We start from the raw sequence: 19,130 nt of genomic DNA, 5'->3' as shown, positions 1-19,130 counted from the left end.
TTTATAGTGTTCACTGTTTTAACCGTAAATTAGAGCAGGAGGCTTAAGCTGATGGTTGATCATCTTATCTTCGATGCCAAAGCGCCCTCTATGTTCGTTATTGACAGCCATATCCATTTGGACTTTGAGCAGTTCGATGCAAAACGTGACGTGTTGATGTTACACATGCAGCAACAAGGTTTACAACATGCGGTGATCCCCGGCGTATCTGCGGCTCATTGGGCTAAACAATATGCCGTGGCGCAGCAGTATGATTGCAGCTACGCCTTGGGTATGCATCCTTGGTATTGCAATCAACATTGGTCTACAGAAATAGCCCAACTTGAACAATTACTCATAAAAAATAAGCAAGACAAACGCTTAGTGGCGATTGGTGAATGTGGTCTCGATGGCGGATATCGTGACACATGGCATATGCAAATAGCTTGTTTCGAGGCGCAGTTAAGCTTGGCGCAGCGTTTTGACCTACCTGTGATAGTCCACAGTGTCAAAGCTCATAATGAAGTACTGCATTTACTTAAACGTTATCCATTAAAAAAAGCGGGAGTGATCCATGGCTTTTATGGCAGTACTCAATTGGCGCAGCAGTATCTTGATTGTGGTATGAAGCTTGGGATCGGTCATTTGTTATTAAATAAAACAGCCAAAAAATTGCGGGAGTCCATTGTCAATGTTCCCTTAGCTTCTTTAGTGATTGAAACGGATCTTGCACTTGCCTCACTGCAGGGAAATCCTGATGTTGCCGATAATATCAACGAATCGAACTTAATGTTGCATTTGCTGATCGAAGAAATTGCAAGATTACAGAAAAAATCTCGCGTTCTAGTTTCAGAACAAGTGTTTCAAAATACCATGCAACTCTTTGACCTCTAATTTGATTTTTAAAAAACAGATGTGGCTCGCATCAAATTTATCGCCTAACGTATTGAAATAAAACTTCAAAAATTTGATCAAAACGACGATTTTAGCTAATCGCTCGGGTATAATCTGGAGTTGAAAAAAGGTTGGTTAACAACATAATTAAAAATTATTAACAATAGGGTGATGGTTAATGGATATTTTAATGAGCTTGGTAGGGGTGGTCACCCTACTTGCAATAGGTTTTTTGTTATCGAATAACAAAAAAGCTATTAACTTCCGCACTGTGTTTGGCGCACTTGCTATTCAGGCGTTCTTCGCAGGTTTCGTGTTATATGTTCCAGTCGGTAAAGATATTCTTCAAACAGTATCTAATGGCGTATCAAGCGTTATTAGTTACGCACAAGACGGTATTAGCTTCCTTTTCGGCGATTTAGCTAACTTCAAAGTTGGTTTTATTTTCGCGGTTAACGTGCTACCTGTTATCGTATTCTTCTCTTCACTTATCGCAGTACTTTACTACCTAGGCATCATGCAGTGGATCATCCGTATTATCGGTGGCGCGCTACAAAAAGCACTGGGTACTAGCCGTACTGAGTCTATGTCTGCGACAGCAAACATTTTCGTTGGTCAAACTGAAGCGCCACTAGTGGTTCGTCCGTTTATCGCGACGATGACGCAATCTGAGCTGTTTGCCATCATGGTTGGTGGTCTAGCCTCTATTGCGGGTTCGGTATTAGCCGGTTATGCGCAAATGGGTGTGCCTATTCAGTATCTTGTTGCTGCCTCTTTCATGGCGGCTCCAGGTGGTCTGTTAATGGCTAAGCTTATGCATCCAGAAACCGATAAAACGGTTAACGAAATGGATGAGCTTCCAGATGATCCAGATAAGCCAGCTAACGTGTTAGATGCTGCTGCTGCAGGTGCTTCATCGGGTATGCATTTAGCTCTAAACGTCGGTGCTATGCTACTTGCCTTCGTGGGGCTGATAGCCATGCTTAACGGCATCATTGGTGGTGTAACGGGTCTGTTTGGCTTAGAGGGGATTACCCTAGAGCTAATTTTAGGCTATGTGTTTATGCCACTTGCATTCCTTATCGGTGTACCTTGGAACGAGGCTTTAGTTGCTGGTTCTTTCATCGGTCAGAAGATTGTGGTTAACGAATTCGTTGCATACCTAAACTTCGCTCCATACCTAAAAGATGTCGCTGATGGCGGTTTATTAGTCGAAGCAACTAATGCTGTGATGACGGATAGAACTAAAGCTATCATTTCGTTCGCACTATGTGGCTTCGCTAACTTATCTTCAATCGCTATCTTACTTGGTGGTCTTGGTTCAATGGCGCCAAGCCGTCGTCACGACCTTGCTAAGCTAGGTTTCCGTGCGGTGATTGCTGGTTCACTAGCAAACTTGATGAGTGCAACGCTTGCGGGTCTATTCCTGGCGTTATAAGTCTCAGGTAATTCCTTGGGGGGATGCCCCTGAATGATGACTCTGCCCAGCAGGGCAGAGTCAGCGTTAACTACACCATTTTTCACAACAAGCAAAACAGCGTTATTAATTAACATTGTACTAGCGAGTCATGTGTCTGTTGCTGCAGGCGGCAGATTTATGAGGGTGCTAAGCCAGCGAACTCAGTCAGTCAGGTTGTAAATAGGGTCAATATTTACCAACCATGACCAATCATTGTAGTTTGTTTTTATGTTAGGAAATTGTGTTCGCATTTTCACGTTAATTGTATTGTGATTTAATACCATTTGGGTAAAATGCGGCGCGAAACAAAAAGAAACACTGACTCTTTAAGAGCAGTAAAACCATAAAATAATGGGGTTGATGATGAAAAACGTTAAAACTTTAGCTTTAGCTGCTACAGCCGTAGCTGCAATGTCAGGTACAGCCTTTGCTGCTGATCGCTCAGACCTTCATGGTAGCGATTACAAGTGGATGCAGTTCAATGCAATGTACTCAATCGATGAGCATCCAATCGCTGATGGTTCAGATGCACAGCATGATTACCTTGAGATGGAATTCGGCGGACGCTCTGGCGTTGTTGATCTTTACGGTTACGTTGACGTATTCAACCTAGCTAACACCAGTTCAGGTGACAAAGTAGATAACGCAAGCAAAATCTTCATGAAGTTTGCTCCTCGTTTCTCTATTGATGCGATCACAGGCAAAGATCTGTCTTTCGGTCCTGTGCAAGAAATTTACTTCTCTACTCTATTTAACTGGGGCGGCGGTGGAATCACTGGTTCATACACTGCTTCTGATAAAGACTTTAATGAGTTTGCAGCATACACTAAAGGTGATGTGAACATGTCTTTCTGGGGTATTGGTGCTGATGTGATGGTTCCATGGTTGGGCAAAACGGGCATGAACCTGTACGCCACTTACGACATCAATAGCAAAGATTGGAACGGTTACCAGTTCTCTGCTAACTGGTTCAAGCCTTTCTACTTCTTCGACAACAAGAGCTTCCTATCTTTCCAAGGTTATATTGATTGGCAGTTTGCTATGGACGAAGAGCTTAGCGGCTTCAATGACTATACTGGCGAATATAACAACTCTACCGATGGTGGTAATCTTTTCCTAGGCCTATACTGGCATTCAGACCGCTACGCTGTGGGTTATGGTGCTAAGTACTACAACAAAGTATATGGTCTAAATAACCAAGCATTCGCTAATGAATTCTGGGGCGGATTAGACACTACTGGTTGGGGTCACTACTTCAGCGCAACTTACAAGTTCTAAGAATAGAATAAGTAAGTATTTGGGGCCGCCAACGCGGCTCCAAATTATTATCTTGTAAAGGAGCGACATCTTACGAGATAGGTTAATTTTTACTTAAGCATGGACTATATTGATAGAGCTTGTTTAGATAAAGGTTAGTCGTTTTACGCGCTAAAATGGATTTTTCGCGGAAAGGCAGGAACACTACTCTACAGTGATAATAACTCGTTCCCCTTCCCGGTCTTCAAGGATTCAAGTCGTTACCTTGTTTCAGGATGGATCGCAACATAGTGTGCGGCAATGAACTCCTGAATGTGTAAAACATATGCCACCTCTGTGTAATGGGGATGGTCTTGTTTTATGCCAACGCTGAAGACCCGGCCATAACAATAATCACAATTGCCAACTCTTAGGCGCTGTCATACGTCGATCTCTTTTTATTATTTTCAATTAATAAATTACGTCTCGGAGAGCTATTATGAGCGATTTAAAAAAAGCAGCACAACAAGCCATTCAATTGATGGACTTGACCACGTTAAATGACGACGATACCGATCAAAAAGTGATTGAGCTTTGTCATAAAGCGCAGACCCCTGCAGGCAATACCGCCGCTATCTGTATCTATCCTCGCTTCATTCCTATTGCGCGCAAAACCCTCAATGATATGGGCTGTGAAGAGATTAAAATCGCCACAGTGACTAATTTCCCTCACGGCAACGATGACATTGCTATTGCGGTACTCGAAACCCGCGCGGCAGTGGCTTATGGCGCCGATGAAGTGGATGTAGTATTCCCTTACCGCGCGTTAATGGAAGGCAACGAAACCATAGGTTTTGAACTTGTTAAAGCCTGTAAAGAAGAGTGCGGTGACGATGTCTTACTAAAAGTCATTATCGAATCGGGTGTGTTGCAAGATCCAGCATTAATTCGCCGTGCATCAGAGCTGTCTATCGACGCTGGCGCTGACTTTATCAAGACCTCAACAGGTAAAGTTGCAGTGAATGCCACCTTAGAAGCGGCAGAAATCATGATGACAGTGATCAGCCAAAAGAACCCTAAAGTGGGCTTTAAGCCTGCCGGTGGTGTGCGTGATGCCGCTGCCGCTGCCGAGTTCTTAGGCCTTGCTGCCCGCATACTCGGTGATGATTGGGTCAGCCCTGAGACATTCCGCTTTGGTGCATCTAGCCTACTCACTAACTTGCTACATACTTTAGAGTTAGCCGATGCCCCTAAAGGGCCGCAAGGTTACTAAAACTTTAAGCTAAGGCTTAATCAGTTTAGTGAGTTAGCGTTTAAATTAAGTGTGATCTAAATCTAATTGAAGACGCCATTTCAGCCAGTGTTTTACCTTATCTGTAGACTGGCATGGCGTCTTATAAAAGAGCTTGTCGTTATAACATAACGTAACGACAAACTTGGAGGCAGCACCATGTTTTTAGCACAAGAAATTATTCGTAAAAAACGTAATGGCGAAGCATTAACCACCGCAGAAATCCAGTTTTTCGTTAAAGGGATCACTGATAATAGTGTGTCAGAGGGGCAGATCGCTGCCCTTGGCATGGCGGTTTATTTTAATGACATGAATATGGATGAGCGTATTGCGCTCACCACGGCGATGCGTGACTCTGGTACCGTGCTTAATTGGGATAGTTTAGGGCTAAATGGCCCGATTATTGATAAACACAGTACCGGCGGTGTCGGTGATGTGATAAGCCTCATGCTTGGCCCCATGGCCGCCGCGTGTGGTGGTTATGTGCCGATGATATCGGGCCGAGGACTTGGTCACACCGGTGGCACGCTAGATAAGTTTGATGCAATTCCGGGTTACCAAACTGAACCCGACAGTCAGCTGTTTCGTCAGGTGGTTAAAGACGTTGGCGTTGCCATTATTGGTCAAACGGGTGACTTAGTCCCTGCCGATAAGCGCTTTTATTCTATTCGTGATAATACCGCCACGGTTGAATCTATCTCGCTTATCACCGCTTCTATCTTGTCGAAAAAATTGGCCTGCAGCCTTGATGCACTCGCGATGGATGTCAAAGTGGGCAGCGGCGCTTTCATGCCGACCTACGAAGCATCTGAAGAATTAGCGCGCTCTATCACTGCCGTTGCCAACGGCGCAGGGACAAAGACCACTGCATTACTAACCGACATGAACCAAGTCTTGGCGTCTTGTGCGGGTAATGCTGTTGAGGTGAAAGAGGCGGTTGATTTCTTAACCGGTGCCTATCGTAATCCCCGTCTATATGCTGTCACTATGGGACTGTGCGCCGAGATGTTGCAACTCGGTGGCCTTGCAGCCAGTGAAGCCCAAGCGCGTGACATGCTTAATCGCGTGCTAGATAACGGCAAAGCCGCCGAAATTTTTGGCCGGATGATCTCAGGTCTTGGTGGCCCAAGCGACTTTATCGAAAATTACGCTAACTATCTGCCACAATCAGCCATTATTCGCCCTGTGTATGCTAACCGCAGCGGATTTGCTGCGGCAATGGACACTCGCGAACTGGGTTTAGCGGTAGTGACCTTAGGTGGTGGGCGGCGTAAACCAGGGGATAAACTTGATTACAGTGTCGGGTTAACCCAAGTGTGTGCATTAGGTGATGAGATCACGGCCGATAAACCCCTCGCCATGATCCATGCACAATCGGAAGATGCATTTGATGCCGCGGCGCAGGCCGTACAAAATGCGATTCATATTGGCGATAGCGCGCCAGAAAAAACACCAGAGATCTATCGTTACATTCGTCAATCTGATCTCTAGGAGAGTAAACGATGAAAAGAACAGTAATTATGATGCTTGACTCATTCGGCGTCGGTGCAGCATCAGATGCACAAGCGTTTGGTGATGTGGGCTCAGACACCTTTGGTAATATCGCTAAAGCGTGCGCCGAAGGTAAAGCCAACGATGGTCGCGAAGGGCCATTAAAGTTGCCAAACCTTGCTAAACTGGGTTTAGCGTTAGCGGCTAAAGAGAGCACGGGCAACATGCCACAAGGTTTCAGCGATGACGTTGAGATCATTGGGGCTTATGGCCATGCCGATGAATTAAGTTCGGGTAAAGATACTCCCAGTGGCCATTGGGAAATGGCGGGCGTGCCTGTGCTTTATGAGTGGGGCTACTTCAGCGATCTAACCAACTCTTTTCCGCAAGAGCTGACTGATAAAATTTTGGCAAGAGCAGGTCTGAGCGATTATTTAGGTAATTGTCACGCTTCTGGCACCGCAATTTTAGAAGAGCTGGGTGAAGAGCATATGCGTTCAGGTATGCCCATTTTTTACACCTCAGCCGACTCGGTATTTCAAATTGCCTGCCATGAAGAGACCTTTGGTCTCGAAAAACTGTATGAGCTGTGTATTATCGCCCGTGAAGAACTTGAGCCATATAATATTGGCCGTGTTATTGCGCGCCCCTTTGTTGGCTCAGGCCCTAGTGATTTTGCTCGCACCGGTAATCGTCGTGATTACGCGGTTGAGCCGCCAGCAAAAACCGTACTGGATAAATTGAAAGAGTCAGGCGGCGAAGTGGTCAGTGTCGGTAAGATTGCCGATATCTATGCTCACTGTGGCATTACTCAAAAAGTGAAAGCGACTGGGTTAGAAGCCCTATTCGATGCGACACTTGAGCAAGTTAAGCTGGCGGGCGATCGGACTCTAGTCTTTACCAACTTTGTTGATTTTGACTCTCATTATGGTCATCGCCGCGATATTGCTGGCTACGCTCGTGCACTGGAGTATTTTGACAGCCGTTTACCTGAAATATTGGCATTGCTAGATGCTGATGATTTATTGCTGCTGACCGCCGATCATGGTTGTGATCCGACTTGGCCTGGCAGTGATCACACTCGTGAGCGCGTACCGGTATTAGCTTATGGCGCCGGGTTGGCCGCAGGCTCGCTTGGACTGCGTAACAGTTTTGCCGATATTGGCCAGAGTATCGCAAGTTACTTTGAGCTTGAACCGATGGAATATGGCACATCATTTGTAGGTTAATCTACCTGTAAATGGTCTAGAATTATTGATTTGGCGGAGCTGATTTTCCGCCAGTACTAGAAAGACTTAAGTCTAAAAAAATAGGGGTTAAATAGATGGCTACACCACATATTAATGCAGTAGACGGTGCATTTGCAGATACCGTGTTATTCCCAGGCGATCCACTACGTGCTAAATACATTGCTGAAACTTTCCTTGAGAATGTTGAGCAAGTAACTGACGTGCGTAACATGCTAGGTTTCACTGGTACTTACAAAGGCGTGCGTATTTCAGTGATGGGTTCTGGCATGGGTATTCCTTCATGCTCAATCTATGCCACTGAATTAATTAAAGATTACGGTGTTAAAAACCTAATCCGTGTTGGTACCTGTGGCGCGATCAGCACCGACGTTAAAGTGCGTGATGTGATCATCGGTATGGGTGCTTGTACTGACTCGCAAACTAACCGTCTGCGTTTCAAAAACCAAGACTTCGCTGCAATTTGTGATTACAGCCTATTGAGCGCTGTGGTTAAAGCTGCCGATGCTCGTGGTACCAAGTACCGCGTTGGTAACGTGTTCTCTGCTGATTTATTCTATACGCCAGATCCAGAAATGTTTGACGTAATGGAAAAAATGGACGTACTGGGTGTCGAAATGGAAGCCGCTGGTCTATATGGCGTTGCTAAAGAGTTCGGTGCTAAGGCGTTATGTGTGGTTACCGTATCAGATCATATCCGTACCGGTGAGAAAACCTCTTCAGATGAGCGTCAAACCACCTTTAACGAAATGATTGAAATGACATTGGAAGCTGCAATTACTCTGTAATTGGCTTACCCATTATTTTAAAACGGGCCTTAGGGCCCGTTTTTTGTGGCCCATATAAAAGCAACTGTGTAATTGATGGGCTGATATCTATTTTCTGTACCCATATTGTTTTCATATCAGCACATTAACGGATTGACTTAGTTTGACTCTATCTAGGCATGATTGCTTGTCATATCGTTAATCTGACTTTAATCAAGCTGAGGGGACTTTAATCGGATTTGCTTGCCGGTGTTTTATCCTTATCTGGCATAGACTCTTTGGCTGAATCAGTGGCAGGTCCAGCTAACGATTTAGTGTTTGACTGTGCTTCTGCCTGCTCTACCGTCAGAGCGGCAACCAGTTTCTTATCTAGCTTGCTTTTACGCTTTAAGCGATCAAATTGAGCTCGCTTAAACGAAAGCGCCCGTGATAACAACATGCCAATCAGCCCAGCGATGATTAACATCATCTGTTGCTGCTCCATATTGAGCTGATGCGCCTCTTTAATTTCGTTAAAAAACAGTTCAGGCACCAATCGTACTTCTACATAGCCTAAATTTTTATCCCCCTGTAGCACAGCTTCAACGTAAGGTGGGTAGTCGGCTAACAAGGCCTTTAACTCTTCGGCGTCGGGATCTAAATCCTGCTTGGTGACGCTTTGGGCAAATGAGAGCCGCTGGCCTTGTTCACTATAAATTGCGGCAGACATGACTTTAGGATCCAGTACTAATGCACTGGTTAACCACTGAAGTTGTTCATCATTTTGTAATTGCAATGCAGGTCCAGCGCCATAAGCAGTTTGTTGTACTAGTAATCGCGCCATCTTTTGCGTTTGGGACTTTAGAAGCTGCTGACCTTGTAGTAGGCTTGTTTCCCATAATTGAAATAGGCCCACCATAAGCGCCAGCGCAATGCCAATTTGCAGTAACCGCGATAGCCGCTGGGTTTTTTTGAGTCCTTTAATAAAAAACACTGTGTACCTGAAGATGATAAGGGTTTGATTAATCATAATTGATTATGGTTAAACCCGATAGCCGGAGATGCGATACCAATGGAAAGTCAGCACCAAAATTCACTGTTTTCGTGGCTATATGAAGAGACCAGCGATCAGTTTGAATATCAAGGCAAACGGTTTGTCCGCCATAGCGAGGCTGAAGTCCCTGATGATACTCATCGAGTTCGTTTGGTTTATGACGCCGTAGCCCTTGAGGCGCAGCTCACCGATAACCTTATGGAGCTGACTTCACTCGTCAGTATGGCGACGATCCTGCGTCCGTTAGGGCTTTGGTGTGTTGAGCTGGGTTTAAACTCGCCCTTAACTGAATTGCAGCGTGCTCTCTTATCCGCCTTGCCTAAGCTTGAGGTGATTGAGATGTCTGAGCAGCCAGTTAGATTAGATCTCCCCGGTTTATTGGTGATGGACATGGATTCCACCGCCATTGAAATCGAATGTATCGATGAGCTGGCCAAGATGGCGGGGGTCGGTGCGGCGGTGGCAGAGGTGACCGAGCGAGCCATGTTGGGCGAGCTTGATTTCGAGCAAAGCTTACGCGCTCGCGTTAGCCAGCTCGCCGGAGCCGATGCCAGCATCATAGATAAGTTATGCACCGCGCTGCCTCTGATGCCCGGTCTTGAAGCCATGATTACCCTGTTGCAAGCGCGCCAATGGCGTTTGGTGTTAGCCTCTGGGGGCTTTACCCCCTTTGTTGGCCACCTGAAAGACTTACTTGCGTTAGATGCCGCTTACGCTAATGAGTTGGTCATTGAGTCTGGTACCCTTAAAGGTGAGGTGCGCGGCACGGTAGTCGATGCTCAGTTTAAGGCCGATACAGTAGCGCGCTGCGCCGAGGAGTGGGGTATCACTGTAGGTCAGCGCTGCGCCATTGGTGACGGTGCCAACGACATTCCTATGGTGCAAATGGCCGACTTTGGCATCGCATTTCATGCCAAACCTAAATTACGTCTTGCCGCCGATGCCGCTATAGCGCATTTAGATTTGCGTGTTTTACCCTATATGTTGCTCGATCTTAGCGAGTAATAGTGAATAAGACCGGGGCGCTGCGACTGAGTATCGTCCCTATCATTCCTCCAACATGCTGATAAACGCTGGAATTGTTGGTTAGCGCTCACATTATTTATTACAAGCTCACCGTTTTAATCAGAGATTTATTGACTGATCTATAAGTTGATTTTTTTAAACAGGTGTTTACTTATCGAGTCCCCGCAGTATTGTGACCCTTAATGCTCTTGTTTTATATCTTATTTGTCAGTAGTTTAGTTTAAATTTATTTTTAGTTGATGCCATTTTGAAACTTATACAGCAATCACTTTATATTCCCTATCGTCAAGGTCAATTACACCTTAGGCAGCTTAAACGAGCCGATGCCGATATGCGTAAGCCACCCATATTGATGCTCCATGGCGCTATGTCGAATGGACGGGTGTTCTACAGCGATAGCGGCAAAGGATTAGGGGGGTATTTAGCTCAAGCTGGGTTTGTGGTGTATGTGCTGGACACTTTGGGCAGAGGCTTAAGTACACCCAAGCTCGCCGCAGGTGCTAACCATGGTCAAGGTGAGGTGATCCGTGAACAGTTACCCTTAGTGCAGCATTATATTTTGTCTCAGCATCCAGATGCGGGCAAAGTGCATTGGTGTGGTCATTCGTGGGGCGGAGTATTAATGGCTAGCGCGATTGCCCGTTTCGATTTTTTTCAGCACAGTGTGGCCTCATTACTCACTTTTGGTAGTAAGCGTGCTATCAAAGTTCGCTCATTTAAGAAGTGGTTGATGGTCGATGTGGCGTGGAATACCCTTGCACCTGCCATCGCTAAAGGCCATGGGTATCTGGCCGCGGATCGTTGGCGCATGGGGATGGATAACGAGAGTAAGGCGTCGCTAGCACAAAGTATCGATTGGGTGCAAGGTGAGTGGATAGATCATGATGATGGCTTTAATTATGCGAGAGCGGCTAAGCAGTTAGGGTCTTGCAAAGGTTGGCCAAAAGCCTGGTTTATTGCTGGTTTGGGCGATGCAGTATTGGGCAATCCTGCCGATGTGCAGCGGATGATCGCCGAATGTCACTGTCATGATGTTAACTATACTTTGTTATCTAAAGCCAACGGCTATCGGCATGATTATGGCCATGCTGACATGCTCACCCACAAAGATGCCCGCGGTGATCACTTTTTGCAGGTGCTGAGCTGGTATCAGCGTGCCAATGGCGTTGATAAGCCTTGTCGTTAAGGCATTCTAGGCTATGAGTGTTTTAAGGGGCGAGTCAGCTCATGATAGTGGTTAGGGTAGCGTAGTAACACTTCGGCGGTAATATCGAGAAACTCACCGACGCCGATGATCCGCCACATCAATTGTTCTATCTGCGTGGCCTTGTGATGTGCGTGCACGCTAATGTGTTCCAGTTCGCGCTTAATGTAAGTTAGATCTGGTTTTGCTGTCGCGCCTCGATAGATCCGCAGTGCCATAAACTTACCTAAGTTATGGCTTTGGCGGATAAAATGAATTTGAGCCGTCTCATCGCCTATCTCAGCGGCAGTAACGCACTTGAGCTTTATTCGCCCCTGCGATTGTCTTGACACTTGCACGAATACTTCAAAAAAATCCAAGCCATCTTGGGGCTTCATTTGGCGTAAGGGATCGATTAAATCACGTTTAAGACGGCCGTTATCCAGTAAGCTGGCCAGATCATATTGCAGCGATTGTTGCGTGGTGGCGGCAAACAAATCGGCAATTTCATTAGTATGTTTACTTACACCAAGCACATTTAGCATGGCTGATTTTTGAGTTTTTTCGATAAAATAAGGCACCGACGCTAATTTGCGCATGAGTAAGTTTTTTAACCCGTCGGATAACTCTTTCATGTCACCATTGGCTTCAGTTAACTTTTTAAGTTTATCGCGATTGGTTTCGATTAATCGGTTTAAAAAGGCAACGCCGACATGTTGAGTGTGACCGATTATGGCCGCTAAATGCAGAGTGATGCCATTTTTACGGGTACGAATTAATCGGTATGGTAGTTGTGACAAATTGGCTTTACCTGCCAGAGGTTGTAACTTGGGAAAGCTTAATAGCAAGGGTTCACTGCTATCAAAGTCGGTGGGATCATTTAAGTTAACCTGTAAGCCTTTACCCGAAATGTCTAAGGTAAAGCCGGATACCGATAGTTGACCTTGGGTAATGGCGACCTGAGTTTTAAACGAAAACCGCGCTTCATTGCGCCTTTCGGTAAATTGTAGCGATAAGAGCTTAATCTGGTTTTCGGTGATTTTCTGTTGGCCAAAGGGCTTGAGTTGATTGACTTCTCGTCCCTGAGGTTGCCACTGACGGTAACGTGCTAGCATCTTTTCATTGGTTAAATCGATCAGCTGTAACACATGGCTAAAACGCTTAAGTTGTGCCTCAGTTAGCGCTGAATAATGGCTGCTATCACCAGGTAAAATACTCGATTTATAAGAAGTTTGATGATCGACTTCGTGACTGACGATCTTAAAAATACGCCAACTGGATTTGCTCGCGCCAAAGTGAATAAATAGCCCCAGTAGATCTTGCTCTAGCAGCTCAGCTAAAGTAGCTGAGTAAAAAAAGATATTGCCTTGAGTTTGAAAGGTAAAGCAAAAAAACAGTGCATGAGCTTCATTATCGGGCTGAGCAATCAAAGCATTAAGCCGTGATGGTGTCAGCATACCCGACAGCTGGCTAATCTCTTTTTCATCGATAAAGAAGTGATGTAAGCGCTGGTTGTCACGACTGAGTAATTTATGGGTGACTCTATATTGCCCGCAGTGGCGCTCAACATATAAGGGTAGGTGTGGTAAATGCGGTAAGTAGTGTCGCTCAAACCCAAGCCCATTGGCGGCCACCCAAATATCGTTGATATCGACCTTGTAGCGAAATTTATAGCTGTGGATCAGCTTGCTGAGCATCTCGGAAAGGGCATCGCTACCACTGATACGCTTAAGGCGTAACCAACTGTATTCGTGATTACTCTCGACATCGACCACTTGATAGTCAACCCCTTGCTGTAAATCTTGAAAATAGTACTCGTCACTGAGTTCTAATAGTTTTACTCGCAGTGGTTTATCTGTATTGAGCCCATGATCTAGCGGTAATCGGATCCGGGCGCCACCCACGGAGAGATCCACAGTAATGCCGCTTAACTCGCTTAAGGGCGCTTGAATGACCCCGATGCGCATAGAGTAGTTCATGCGCTCTTCGCTGCGGCTAAAATAACTGCCTAATACTGCTCCAGTAGCAATATAAGGGGTTAATACCACCTCTTTCTCGACTCTATGACGAGATTTTTGGCGTCTTAATTTGTGTGCGCTCATTACCTGCTCATAGACGCCAAGGGTATAATGGCCCTGATACAGAGCTAGCGCTTGGATAAAATTGTTTTTGGCTGGGGTGTCGATATAGTGGCTCTGTTCGCCGCAGATAAACAGCTCACAGGGTAATTCTGACTTGTCTCTTAAATCGATGATGCGGGTGCATAATGAGGCTAATCGTTTGAGTTCCATCTTGAGTAAGAAACGCGTAGAGTTCGACTCTTGCGCGGTCAAATTATCGAACAGCTCATTGAAATTAGCTTCCATGAGTAAAGGTTTTAATTGTTCGATTAATGCGTTGTGTTGCTCAAAACTCATCGGCGGTATCTTTTTAGAGTACGAAATGATTCAGTGACGGCTAATATGGTATCGGCAATTAGTCGAAAAACTTGATAGTCTTCTGTTTATTAACAACAAAACTTTTGGCGCGAGCACTGATGATTATTGAAACAGTGTAAGGCATTAGGGTCGGCCAGTGCGACCGATTTATATCGAAATACGACATTAGAATTGATTATGGCTAAGAATAAAACAGCGTATGTGTGTAACGAGTGTGGGCAAGACTTTCCCCGTTGGCAGGGGCAATGCAGTGCCTGCCAAGAGTGGAATACCATTACCGAGGTGCGATTAGCTCCAAGTAAATCGGCTAAAACGTCGGTATCGGGTTACGCCGGTGCGGTGGGCGGTGGCTCGAAAAAACTCAGTGAAGTGGAGGAGTTTGAAGCCAAAAAAATGCTCACCGGCATCGGAGAACTTGACCGAGTGTTATGTGGCGGCCTAACCACGGGCTCAGTGAATATCATTTCAGGCGATCCTGGTGCGGGTAAAACCACCATATTGTCCGATCTGGTGTCACGTATGTCGCAGTTTATGCCGTCACTCTACTGCACAGCAGAAGAGTCGCTGTCGCAGTTTAAAAACCGGGTTAATCGTCTCAAGTTAAACTGCAATGAAGATAACTTATACCTGATGGCTGAAACCAGTGTTGAGTCGATTATTGCCGAGCTTGAGGCCAAGCAAGTAAAGTTTGCGGTGATCGACTCTATTCAGGCGGTGGTGACCGACTTAGCCAATGGCAGTCCAGGCTCGCCCTCGCAAGTCAAAAGTAGTGCTCAGGCGCTGACACAGTATTGTAAGCAAAATAACGTCACCATGTTTTTGGTGGCACATGTGAATAAAAACAATGAAACGGCAGGGCCGCAAACCCTGATCCACATTGTCGACTGTCTAACCCATTTAGAGTGCAATGATGGGCAGGTACGTACCCTCAGGGCCAATAAAAACCGTTTTGGTGATGTCGATACCGTGGGTATTTTTAAGATGACCGAGCGCGGTATGATAAGCGTGGATAATCCCAGCGAAATCTTTCTGTCGGGCTCCACGACCGACTCGCCGGGCGCTGCCATTACCTGTATCCGCAAGGGTAATCGTAACTTGTTGTTAGAGATACAATGTTTAACGACAGAAACAGAGGGCGAATTCCCCCAGCGGGTGTGTGTCGGTTTGAATATGAACCGCATTAAGATGCTCACCGGCATATTGCGTAAGCATACTCGCACTAAGATTTTTCATGATACCTACTTTAATCTCGTCGGCGGATTAAAAATCGATGAGTCAGAAACCTGTATCGATTTAGCGCTGGTAGCCGCCTTGCTGAGCAGCTTAAATGATTTTGTGGTGCCCAGAACCACCTGCATCATGGGTGAGTTGAGCCTCAATGGCGATGTTCGTCCCATTGACAGTGGTGTTCCACGGGTGAAAGAGGCGGTGCAACATGGGTTTACCGAGATCTATATTCCGTTTCGAAATTACCATAAGTCGATGGAAGGTTTAGGAGCTAAGATCCACCCGATAAAAACCATTCATGAATTGCTTGAGTTGATTAACTAGTGGTTTATCACATAACTGCTTATATCAATTGATTTGCAGATTATCCTAGGCAAAGAGGGGGCGAGTCGCTTAAGTGATTGCGCGTGACATCAAAGTGATGCGCAGTTACCGGATAAGCTAGTCCTAATTGAAACTGAGCTCGATAACTGGGCTGAGCTCGCAAGAGGGTGAATTCCAGCAGTGTAGTGACGTCGATGTGATAATCGTCACTACAGGGCTACTTTGGCTATGGCTATTCAGAGAGAGGCTATTTAGATTCGCAGCTGGCTTGCGGCTCAATAATCGACAACTTATTACTTAAAATCAGCGAATTAGGAATTAAGTGAGTCACCCCATCTCCTTTAATGGTGATATAACGTAAGTTCAAGTCAATCACTGTACCTTTAGAGCCCGTTACCTCAATGGTATTGCCCATTCTTATGGGTTTATAAAGTACTATCATTATCCCGGCGACTAAGTTTGATATCGCATCTTTTAAGGCGAAGCCAAGCGCAAAGCCTGTTAATCCTAAGCCTGCCACTAACGCGCCTACATCAAAGCCCATCTTTGACAGGGCTAATATGCTACCAATAAAAAGTAACATGGCTTTTTGCGAGTTAGAGATTAATCGAAACGATTCAGACGCGGTCGAATCGAACCGAGTCTCGATTTTTTTTAGTAGCTTATCAATGGCTAGACTTAATACAAAAAATGCGGCAAAAACCAGGAGGGCGAAGATGATCTGTTGGCTCATTTAATCTGCTCATTTTATTAAAATAATGCCAGCTAATGCTGGCGAAGTAACCCTAATGCACAGTGTAAATGGCTTAAGCAAAACACTAAAGTGATTTTTAATCTTGTATTATCACTCAATAGCGAATTGCCAAGGCGCCTTACGGAGCTCACTCACTCAATCACTCACTTTAATTATGGGCTGAACACTTATGTTTTTGTACCCTTCAACTGGGCTAAGGCATTCACCTGAGGCTGCTACTCACGATTTAAGTTTGCTCGTGCACTTTAACAAACAGTTTAAGTTCACGATTGAGTAGTTCAGCATCCCCCAAGTTAAGTTCTAACATTCGCCGTAAGTGACTGATGCTGTCGAGGTCGATAAACAGGCAAGACAACCCCAGGAGATCATCTTGTCGATGGCTCAATTGGGTTTCCATCGACACCACCATATCTGAGTCGCCTAAGGTAAAGCTTAATTGCAGTGGCTGGTCGTTCAGCGACAACCCGTCTGGTTGTTCTACAAGAGCGCCATTGAGGCTGAGATCATGGATTGTGGTTGGCCAGGTGGTCTGTCCCTGAGTGAGTGTTGCTTTCGCTTCATATAAGATCCGCGAAAATTGGCGTCGTTCATTCATTATCTGTCCTTAACTGCCTTAAACATTGCACTGGCTGGCTTTAGCCTACTAACTAAGCATAAGCTAACATGGGCTAGCTGTAAAAATCTTGTTTTATATCGATATTTTTCATTTGTTTAGTTGATTTAGTCAACGCTGTTTAGTTGATTTAGTCAACGCTTAGGTTAGGCGCATTTTGTGGGGCATGTCGATATTAACGACAGTGTATTGCCTGAGGGGATTCAAAACGCTTCTTGCTTAGGTTCGCAGTTTTACAATATTACTAATATGCTTATATGCATATATGAAAAATTATGAATAATGTCGTTATCAGGCGATAAACCGATTTAGGGCGGGCAAATGGCTCATTCTCTTATGATTAATACAGTGCTGGTGGTTGATGACGAGGCGGTCATTCGTGCTCGGTTAAAAGGCTATTTTGAGAAAGAGGGCTATCGGGTGATTGAGGCTGAAGATGGCGAGCAGATGTGGCAGCAATTTTCGAGTCAACATGTTGATTTAGTTATGTTAGACATTAACCTTCCCGGTGTTGATGGCTTGAGTTTAGCGCGCGAGCTCAGAAGTCGCTCCGATGTGGGGATCATCTTAGTGACCGGGCGTGATGAAGCCATTGACAAGATCATCGGCCTCGAAATGGGGGCCGATGATTATGTGACCAAGCCCTTTGAGTTACGTGAACTACTGGTACGAGTCAAAAACCTGCTTTGGCGTATGTCATTAGTTAAAAAAGCCCAGCAAGAGACCATTGCCCAGTTAGAGTGTAAAGATGATGTGATGGAGTTCGAGGGCTACACCTTAGAACTCAACAGTCGTAAATTAAAGTGCGGCGATGAGATCATCAAACTCACTAAAGCCGAGTTTGAGCTATTAGTTGCGTTTTCGTTACACCCTCAGCAAGTGCTATCGCGCGAGCGCTTGATGCAGCAAACCAGCCATCGTAATCAAGATGTGAATGACAGGACCATAGATGTCATTATTCGTCGGCTGCGCAATAAACTGCATCCAGAGTTGTTTGTGACTGTCCATGGTGAAGGGTATCTGTTCTCTGCCAAAGTCGACAACTAGTTGTCGACGTGCTTCAGCGCTGTAACCCGATAGATGGGATAAAAGTCGGCAGGGGCCAAACTGTGACGCAGTTGATTAGCTGAGGGTACCTCTTGGTGTAAACCGATAATTTTAGGACCGATATCACCAAAGGCTGCGGCGCCTTGTAGTTCTCGCACCACTATATCGATGGCGAGTTTTCCCTGTAATACCACCTGATCATCGGCGCTAAAAGCCACTTTGTGTCGATAAAGCCCTCTAAGGATCGCGGGCGATAGGTAGCTGCTGACTAGAGTGACCTTGGTATCGAGTTGTTGCTGTTGCAATGCGCCTATCGCCGCTTCAATGGCCACCGCGCTGCCTAGAATAAAGTCAGGCATATGGTCTTTGAGTAAATGATGCAGTTGGTCTCGGTATAAATTGCGATTATTATCGGCATGGCGATTCGATGATATGGTCACTGGGCTATCGGCTAGAGCGTCAATAACGCCTTGCTCTACCCAAGTGGTGCCGCCCACTTTTTCGGGGCCTGTGAGCAGTGCCAAACGTATGTTGGTCTTCGATGGGGCTTTGGTCAACAATTGCCGGATATAGTCGCCGCCAGTCCAGCCCATCTGATACCAGTTGACCCCTATGCGAGTGGTTACCAACTCACTGTCGAGGCGATTGACGAGCGCAATAATCGGCTTATTGACCGGTCCTTGGTAACCTCGCAGCAATAGCGGATCGACACTACCCAGTAATACGGCGTCGAAAGGGGATTGCATGCAGTGTTCAAGTTGTGCCAATTGGCGGTCTTTATCGTAATAACTACCCGCTTCAAATAATTCGAGTTCGATACCCAGTTGTGTGGCTTGGGTGACGAGTCCATAATCTATGCCTATCCAATAGGCATCTTTAAGGTGCGGCACTAACACACAGACGCGCCAAGGTTTTTTAGACGATAATAAAGCGGTGTGTTCAAGAATGCTTGTCTGTTGCAGCTTGGCATTAAAGGGACTGCGCTGTTCGAGTATCCATGGCCTATGATTGGCCGCAGTTGCCGAATAACTTAACCATATCAACATTAATATGAGATGAAGTAAGGTTTTTGTTAGGCTGCTCATAAGGTAATGCTCATCGATAGAGAATAGAGGAGAGCT

The 19,130-nt window shown here is 45.6% G+C and carries 16 protein-coding genes; 11 read left to right on the top strand and 5 right to left on the bottom strand.

What is annotated here, in order from left to right; translation table 11 throughout:
- The first annotated feature begins 51 nt into the window (after positions 1-51).
- The 7 genes from AC5YBX_RS12555 (at position 52) to deoD (ending at position 8,385) form a co-directional block, all read left to right on the top strand.
- A complete protein-coding gene (locus tag AC5YBX_RS12555) occupies positions 52-873 on the top strand; it encodes a TatD family hydrolase (protein WP_494523778.1) in 822 nt (273 codons plus the stop codon).
- Between the two features lie 178 nt (positions 874-1,051).
- A complete protein-coding gene (locus tag AC5YBX_RS12550) occupies positions 1,052-2,311 on the top strand; it encodes a NupC/NupG family nucleoside CNT transporter (protein WP_494521207.1) in 1,260 nt (419 codons plus the stop codon).
- Between the two features lie 384 nt (positions 2,312-2,695).
- Entirely contained in the window at positions 2,696-3,610 is a 915-nt protein-coding gene (locus tag AC5YBX_RS12545) for a nucleoside-specific channel-forming Tsx family protein (RefSeq protein WP_494523777.1), read from the top strand.
- 457 nt (positions 3,611-4,067) lie between these two features.
- Positions 4,068-4,841 (top strand): deoxyribose-phosphate aldolase, encoded by a 774-nt coding sequence (gene deoC / locus AC5YBX_RS12540; protein WP_494523776.1) that lies wholly within the window; start codon positions 4,068-4,070, stop codon positions 4,839-4,841.
- A 177-nt stretch (positions 4,842-5,018) separates the two neighbouring features.
- The gene (deoA, locus tag AC5YBX_RS12535) at positions 5,019-6,350 is read left to right on the top strand and encodes a thymidine phosphorylase (protein WP_494521210.1); all 1,332 of its coding nucleotides are present in this window, start codon (positions 5,019-5,021) and stop codon (positions 6,348-6,350) included.
- Positions 6,351-6,361: 11 nt separating this feature from the next.
- Complete coding sequence (locus AC5YBX_RS12530; protein ID WP_494521211.1) at positions 6,362-7,579, top strand: phosphopentomutase; 1,218 nt, start codon at positions 6,362-6,364, stop codon at positions 7,577-7,579.
- Between the two features lie 95 nt (positions 7,580-7,674).
- Positions 7,675-8,385 (top strand): purine-nucleoside phosphorylase, encoded by a 711-nt coding sequence (gene deoD / locus AC5YBX_RS12525; RefSeq protein WP_494521212.1) that lies wholly within the window; start codon positions 7,675-7,677, stop codon positions 8,383-8,385.
- Between the two features lie 208 nt (positions 8,386-8,593).
- On the opposite strand, the gene AC5YBX_RS12520 is transcribed toward deoD, so the two are convergent.
- Positions 8,594-9,337, bottom strand: a complete 744-nt coding sequence (locus AC5YBX_RS12520; RefSeq protein WP_494521213.1) for a YtjB family periplasmic protein — start codon at positions 9,335-9,337, stop codon at positions 8,594-8,596.
- Between the two features lie 78 nt (positions 9,338-9,415).
- Here AC5YBX_RS12520 and serB point away from each other — a divergent pair, with 78 nt between their 5' ends.
- Positions 9,416-10,402, top strand: a complete 987-nt coding sequence (gene serB, locus AC5YBX_RS12515; protein WP_494521214.1) for a phosphoserine phosphatase SerB — start codon at positions 9,416-9,418, stop codon at positions 10,400-10,402.
- Between the two features lie 268 nt (positions 10,403-10,670).
- The gene (locus AC5YBX_RS12510) at positions 10,671-11,609 is read left to right on the top strand and encodes an alpha/beta fold hydrolase (protein WP_494523775.1); all 939 of its coding nucleotides are present in this window, start codon (positions 10,671-10,673) and stop codon (positions 11,607-11,609) included.
- 11 nt (positions 11,610-11,620) lie between these two features.
- On the opposite strand, the gene AC5YBX_RS12505 is transcribed toward AC5YBX_RS12510, so the two are convergent.
- A complete protein-coding gene (locus AC5YBX_RS12505; RefSeq protein WP_494521216.1) occupies positions 11,621-14,023 on the bottom strand; it encodes a PilZ domain-containing protein in 2,403 nt (800 codons plus the stop codon).
- Between the two features lie 198 nt (positions 14,024-14,221).
- Between AC5YBX_RS12505 and radA the strand changes: the two genes are divergently transcribed.
- A complete protein-coding gene (radA, locus tag AC5YBX_RS12500; protein ID WP_494521217.1) occupies positions 14,222-15,595 on the top strand; it encodes a DNA repair protein RadA in 1,374 nt (457 codons plus the stop codon).
- 247 nt (positions 15,596-15,842) lie between these two features.
- Here the strand turns inward: radA and AC5YBX_RS12495 are convergent, their stop codons facing one another.
- Entirely contained in the window at positions 15,843-16,328 is a 486-nt protein-coding gene (locus AC5YBX_RS12495; RefSeq protein WP_494523774.1) for a mechanosensitive ion channel family protein, read from the bottom strand.
- Between the two features lie 247 nt (positions 16,329-16,575).
- Entirely contained in the window at positions 16,576-16,944 is a 369-nt protein-coding gene (locus tag AC5YBX_RS12490; RefSeq protein WP_494521219.1) for a PilZ domain-containing protein, read from the bottom strand.
- Positions 16,945-17,298: 354 nt separating this feature from the next.
- On the opposite strand from AC5YBX_RS12490, the gene torR reads away from it, so the two are divergent.
- The gene (gene torR / locus AC5YBX_RS12485; protein WP_494521598.1) at positions 17,299-18,009 is read left to right on the top strand and encodes a two-component system response regulator TorR; all 711 of its coding nucleotides are present in this window, start codon (positions 17,299-17,301) and stop codon (positions 18,007-18,009) included.
- Here the strand turns inward: torR and torT are convergent.
- Positions 18,006-19,055, bottom strand: a complete 1,050-nt coding sequence (gene torT, locus AC5YBX_RS12480; RefSeq protein ID WP_494521599.1) for a TMAO reductase system periplasmic protein TorT — start codon at positions 19,053-19,055, stop codon at positions 18,006-18,008. The genes torR and torT overlap by 4 nt on opposite strands.
- Between the last annotated feature and the right edge of the window lie 75 nt (positions 19,056-19,130).

The organism is Shewanella sp. 492 (assembly GCF_059338445.1).
The sequence above is the reverse complement of the archived record's forward strand: the minus strand, read 5'-3'. Positions and strand labels throughout refer to the sequence as shown.

Coding starts and splice junctions, on each gene's coding strand:
- AC5YBX_RS12555 (WP_494523778.1), top strand. CDS start 52: ATGGTTGATCATCTTATCTTCGATGCCAAAGCGCCCTCTATGTTCGTT.
- AC5YBX_RS12550 (WP_494521207.1), top strand. CDS start 1,052: ATGGATATTTTAATGAGCTTGGTAGGGGTGGTCACCCTACTTGCAATA.
- AC5YBX_RS12545 (WP_494523777.1), top strand. CDS start 2,696: ATGAAAAACGTTAAAACTTTAGCTTTAGCTGCTACAGCCGTAGCTGCA.
- deoC (WP_494523776.1), top strand. CDS start 4,068: ATGAGCGATTTAAAAAAAGCAGCACAACAAGCCATTCAATTGATGGAC.
- deoA (WP_494521210.1), top strand. CDS start 5,019: ATGTTTTTAGCACAAGAAATTATTCGTAAAAAACGTAATGGCGAAGCA.
- AC5YBX_RS12530 (WP_494521211.1), top strand. CDS start 6,362: ATGAAAAGAACAGTAATTATGATGCTTGACTCATTCGGCGTCGGTGCA.
- deoD (WP_494521212.1), top strand. CDS start 7,675: ATGGCTACACCACATATTAATGCAGTAGACGGTGCATTTGCAGATACC.
- serB (WP_494521214.1), top strand. CDS start 9,416: ATGGAAAGTCAGCACCAAAATTCACTGTTTTCGTGGCTATATGAAGAG.
- AC5YBX_RS12505 (WP_494521216.1), bottom strand. CDS start 14,023: ATGAGTTTTGAGCAACACAACGCATTAATCGAACAATTAAAACCTTTA.
- radA (WP_494521217.1), top strand. CDS start 14,222: ATGGCTAAGAATAAAACAGCGTATGTGTGTAACGAGTGTGGGCAAGAC.
- AC5YBX_RS12495 (WP_494523774.1), bottom strand. CDS start 16,328: ATGAGCCAACAGATCATCTTCGCCCTCCTGGTTTTTGCCGCATTTTTT.
- AC5YBX_RS12490 (WP_494521219.1), bottom strand. CDS start 16,944: ATGAATGAACGACGCCAATTTTCGCGGATCTTATATGAAGCGAAAGCA.
- torR (WP_494521598.1), top strand. CDS start 17,299: ATGATTAATACAGTGCTGGTGGTTGATGACGAGGCGGTCATTCGTGCT.
- torT (WP_494521599.1), bottom strand. CDS start 19,055: ATGTTGATATGGTTAAGTTATTCGGCAACTGCGGCCAATCATAGGCCA.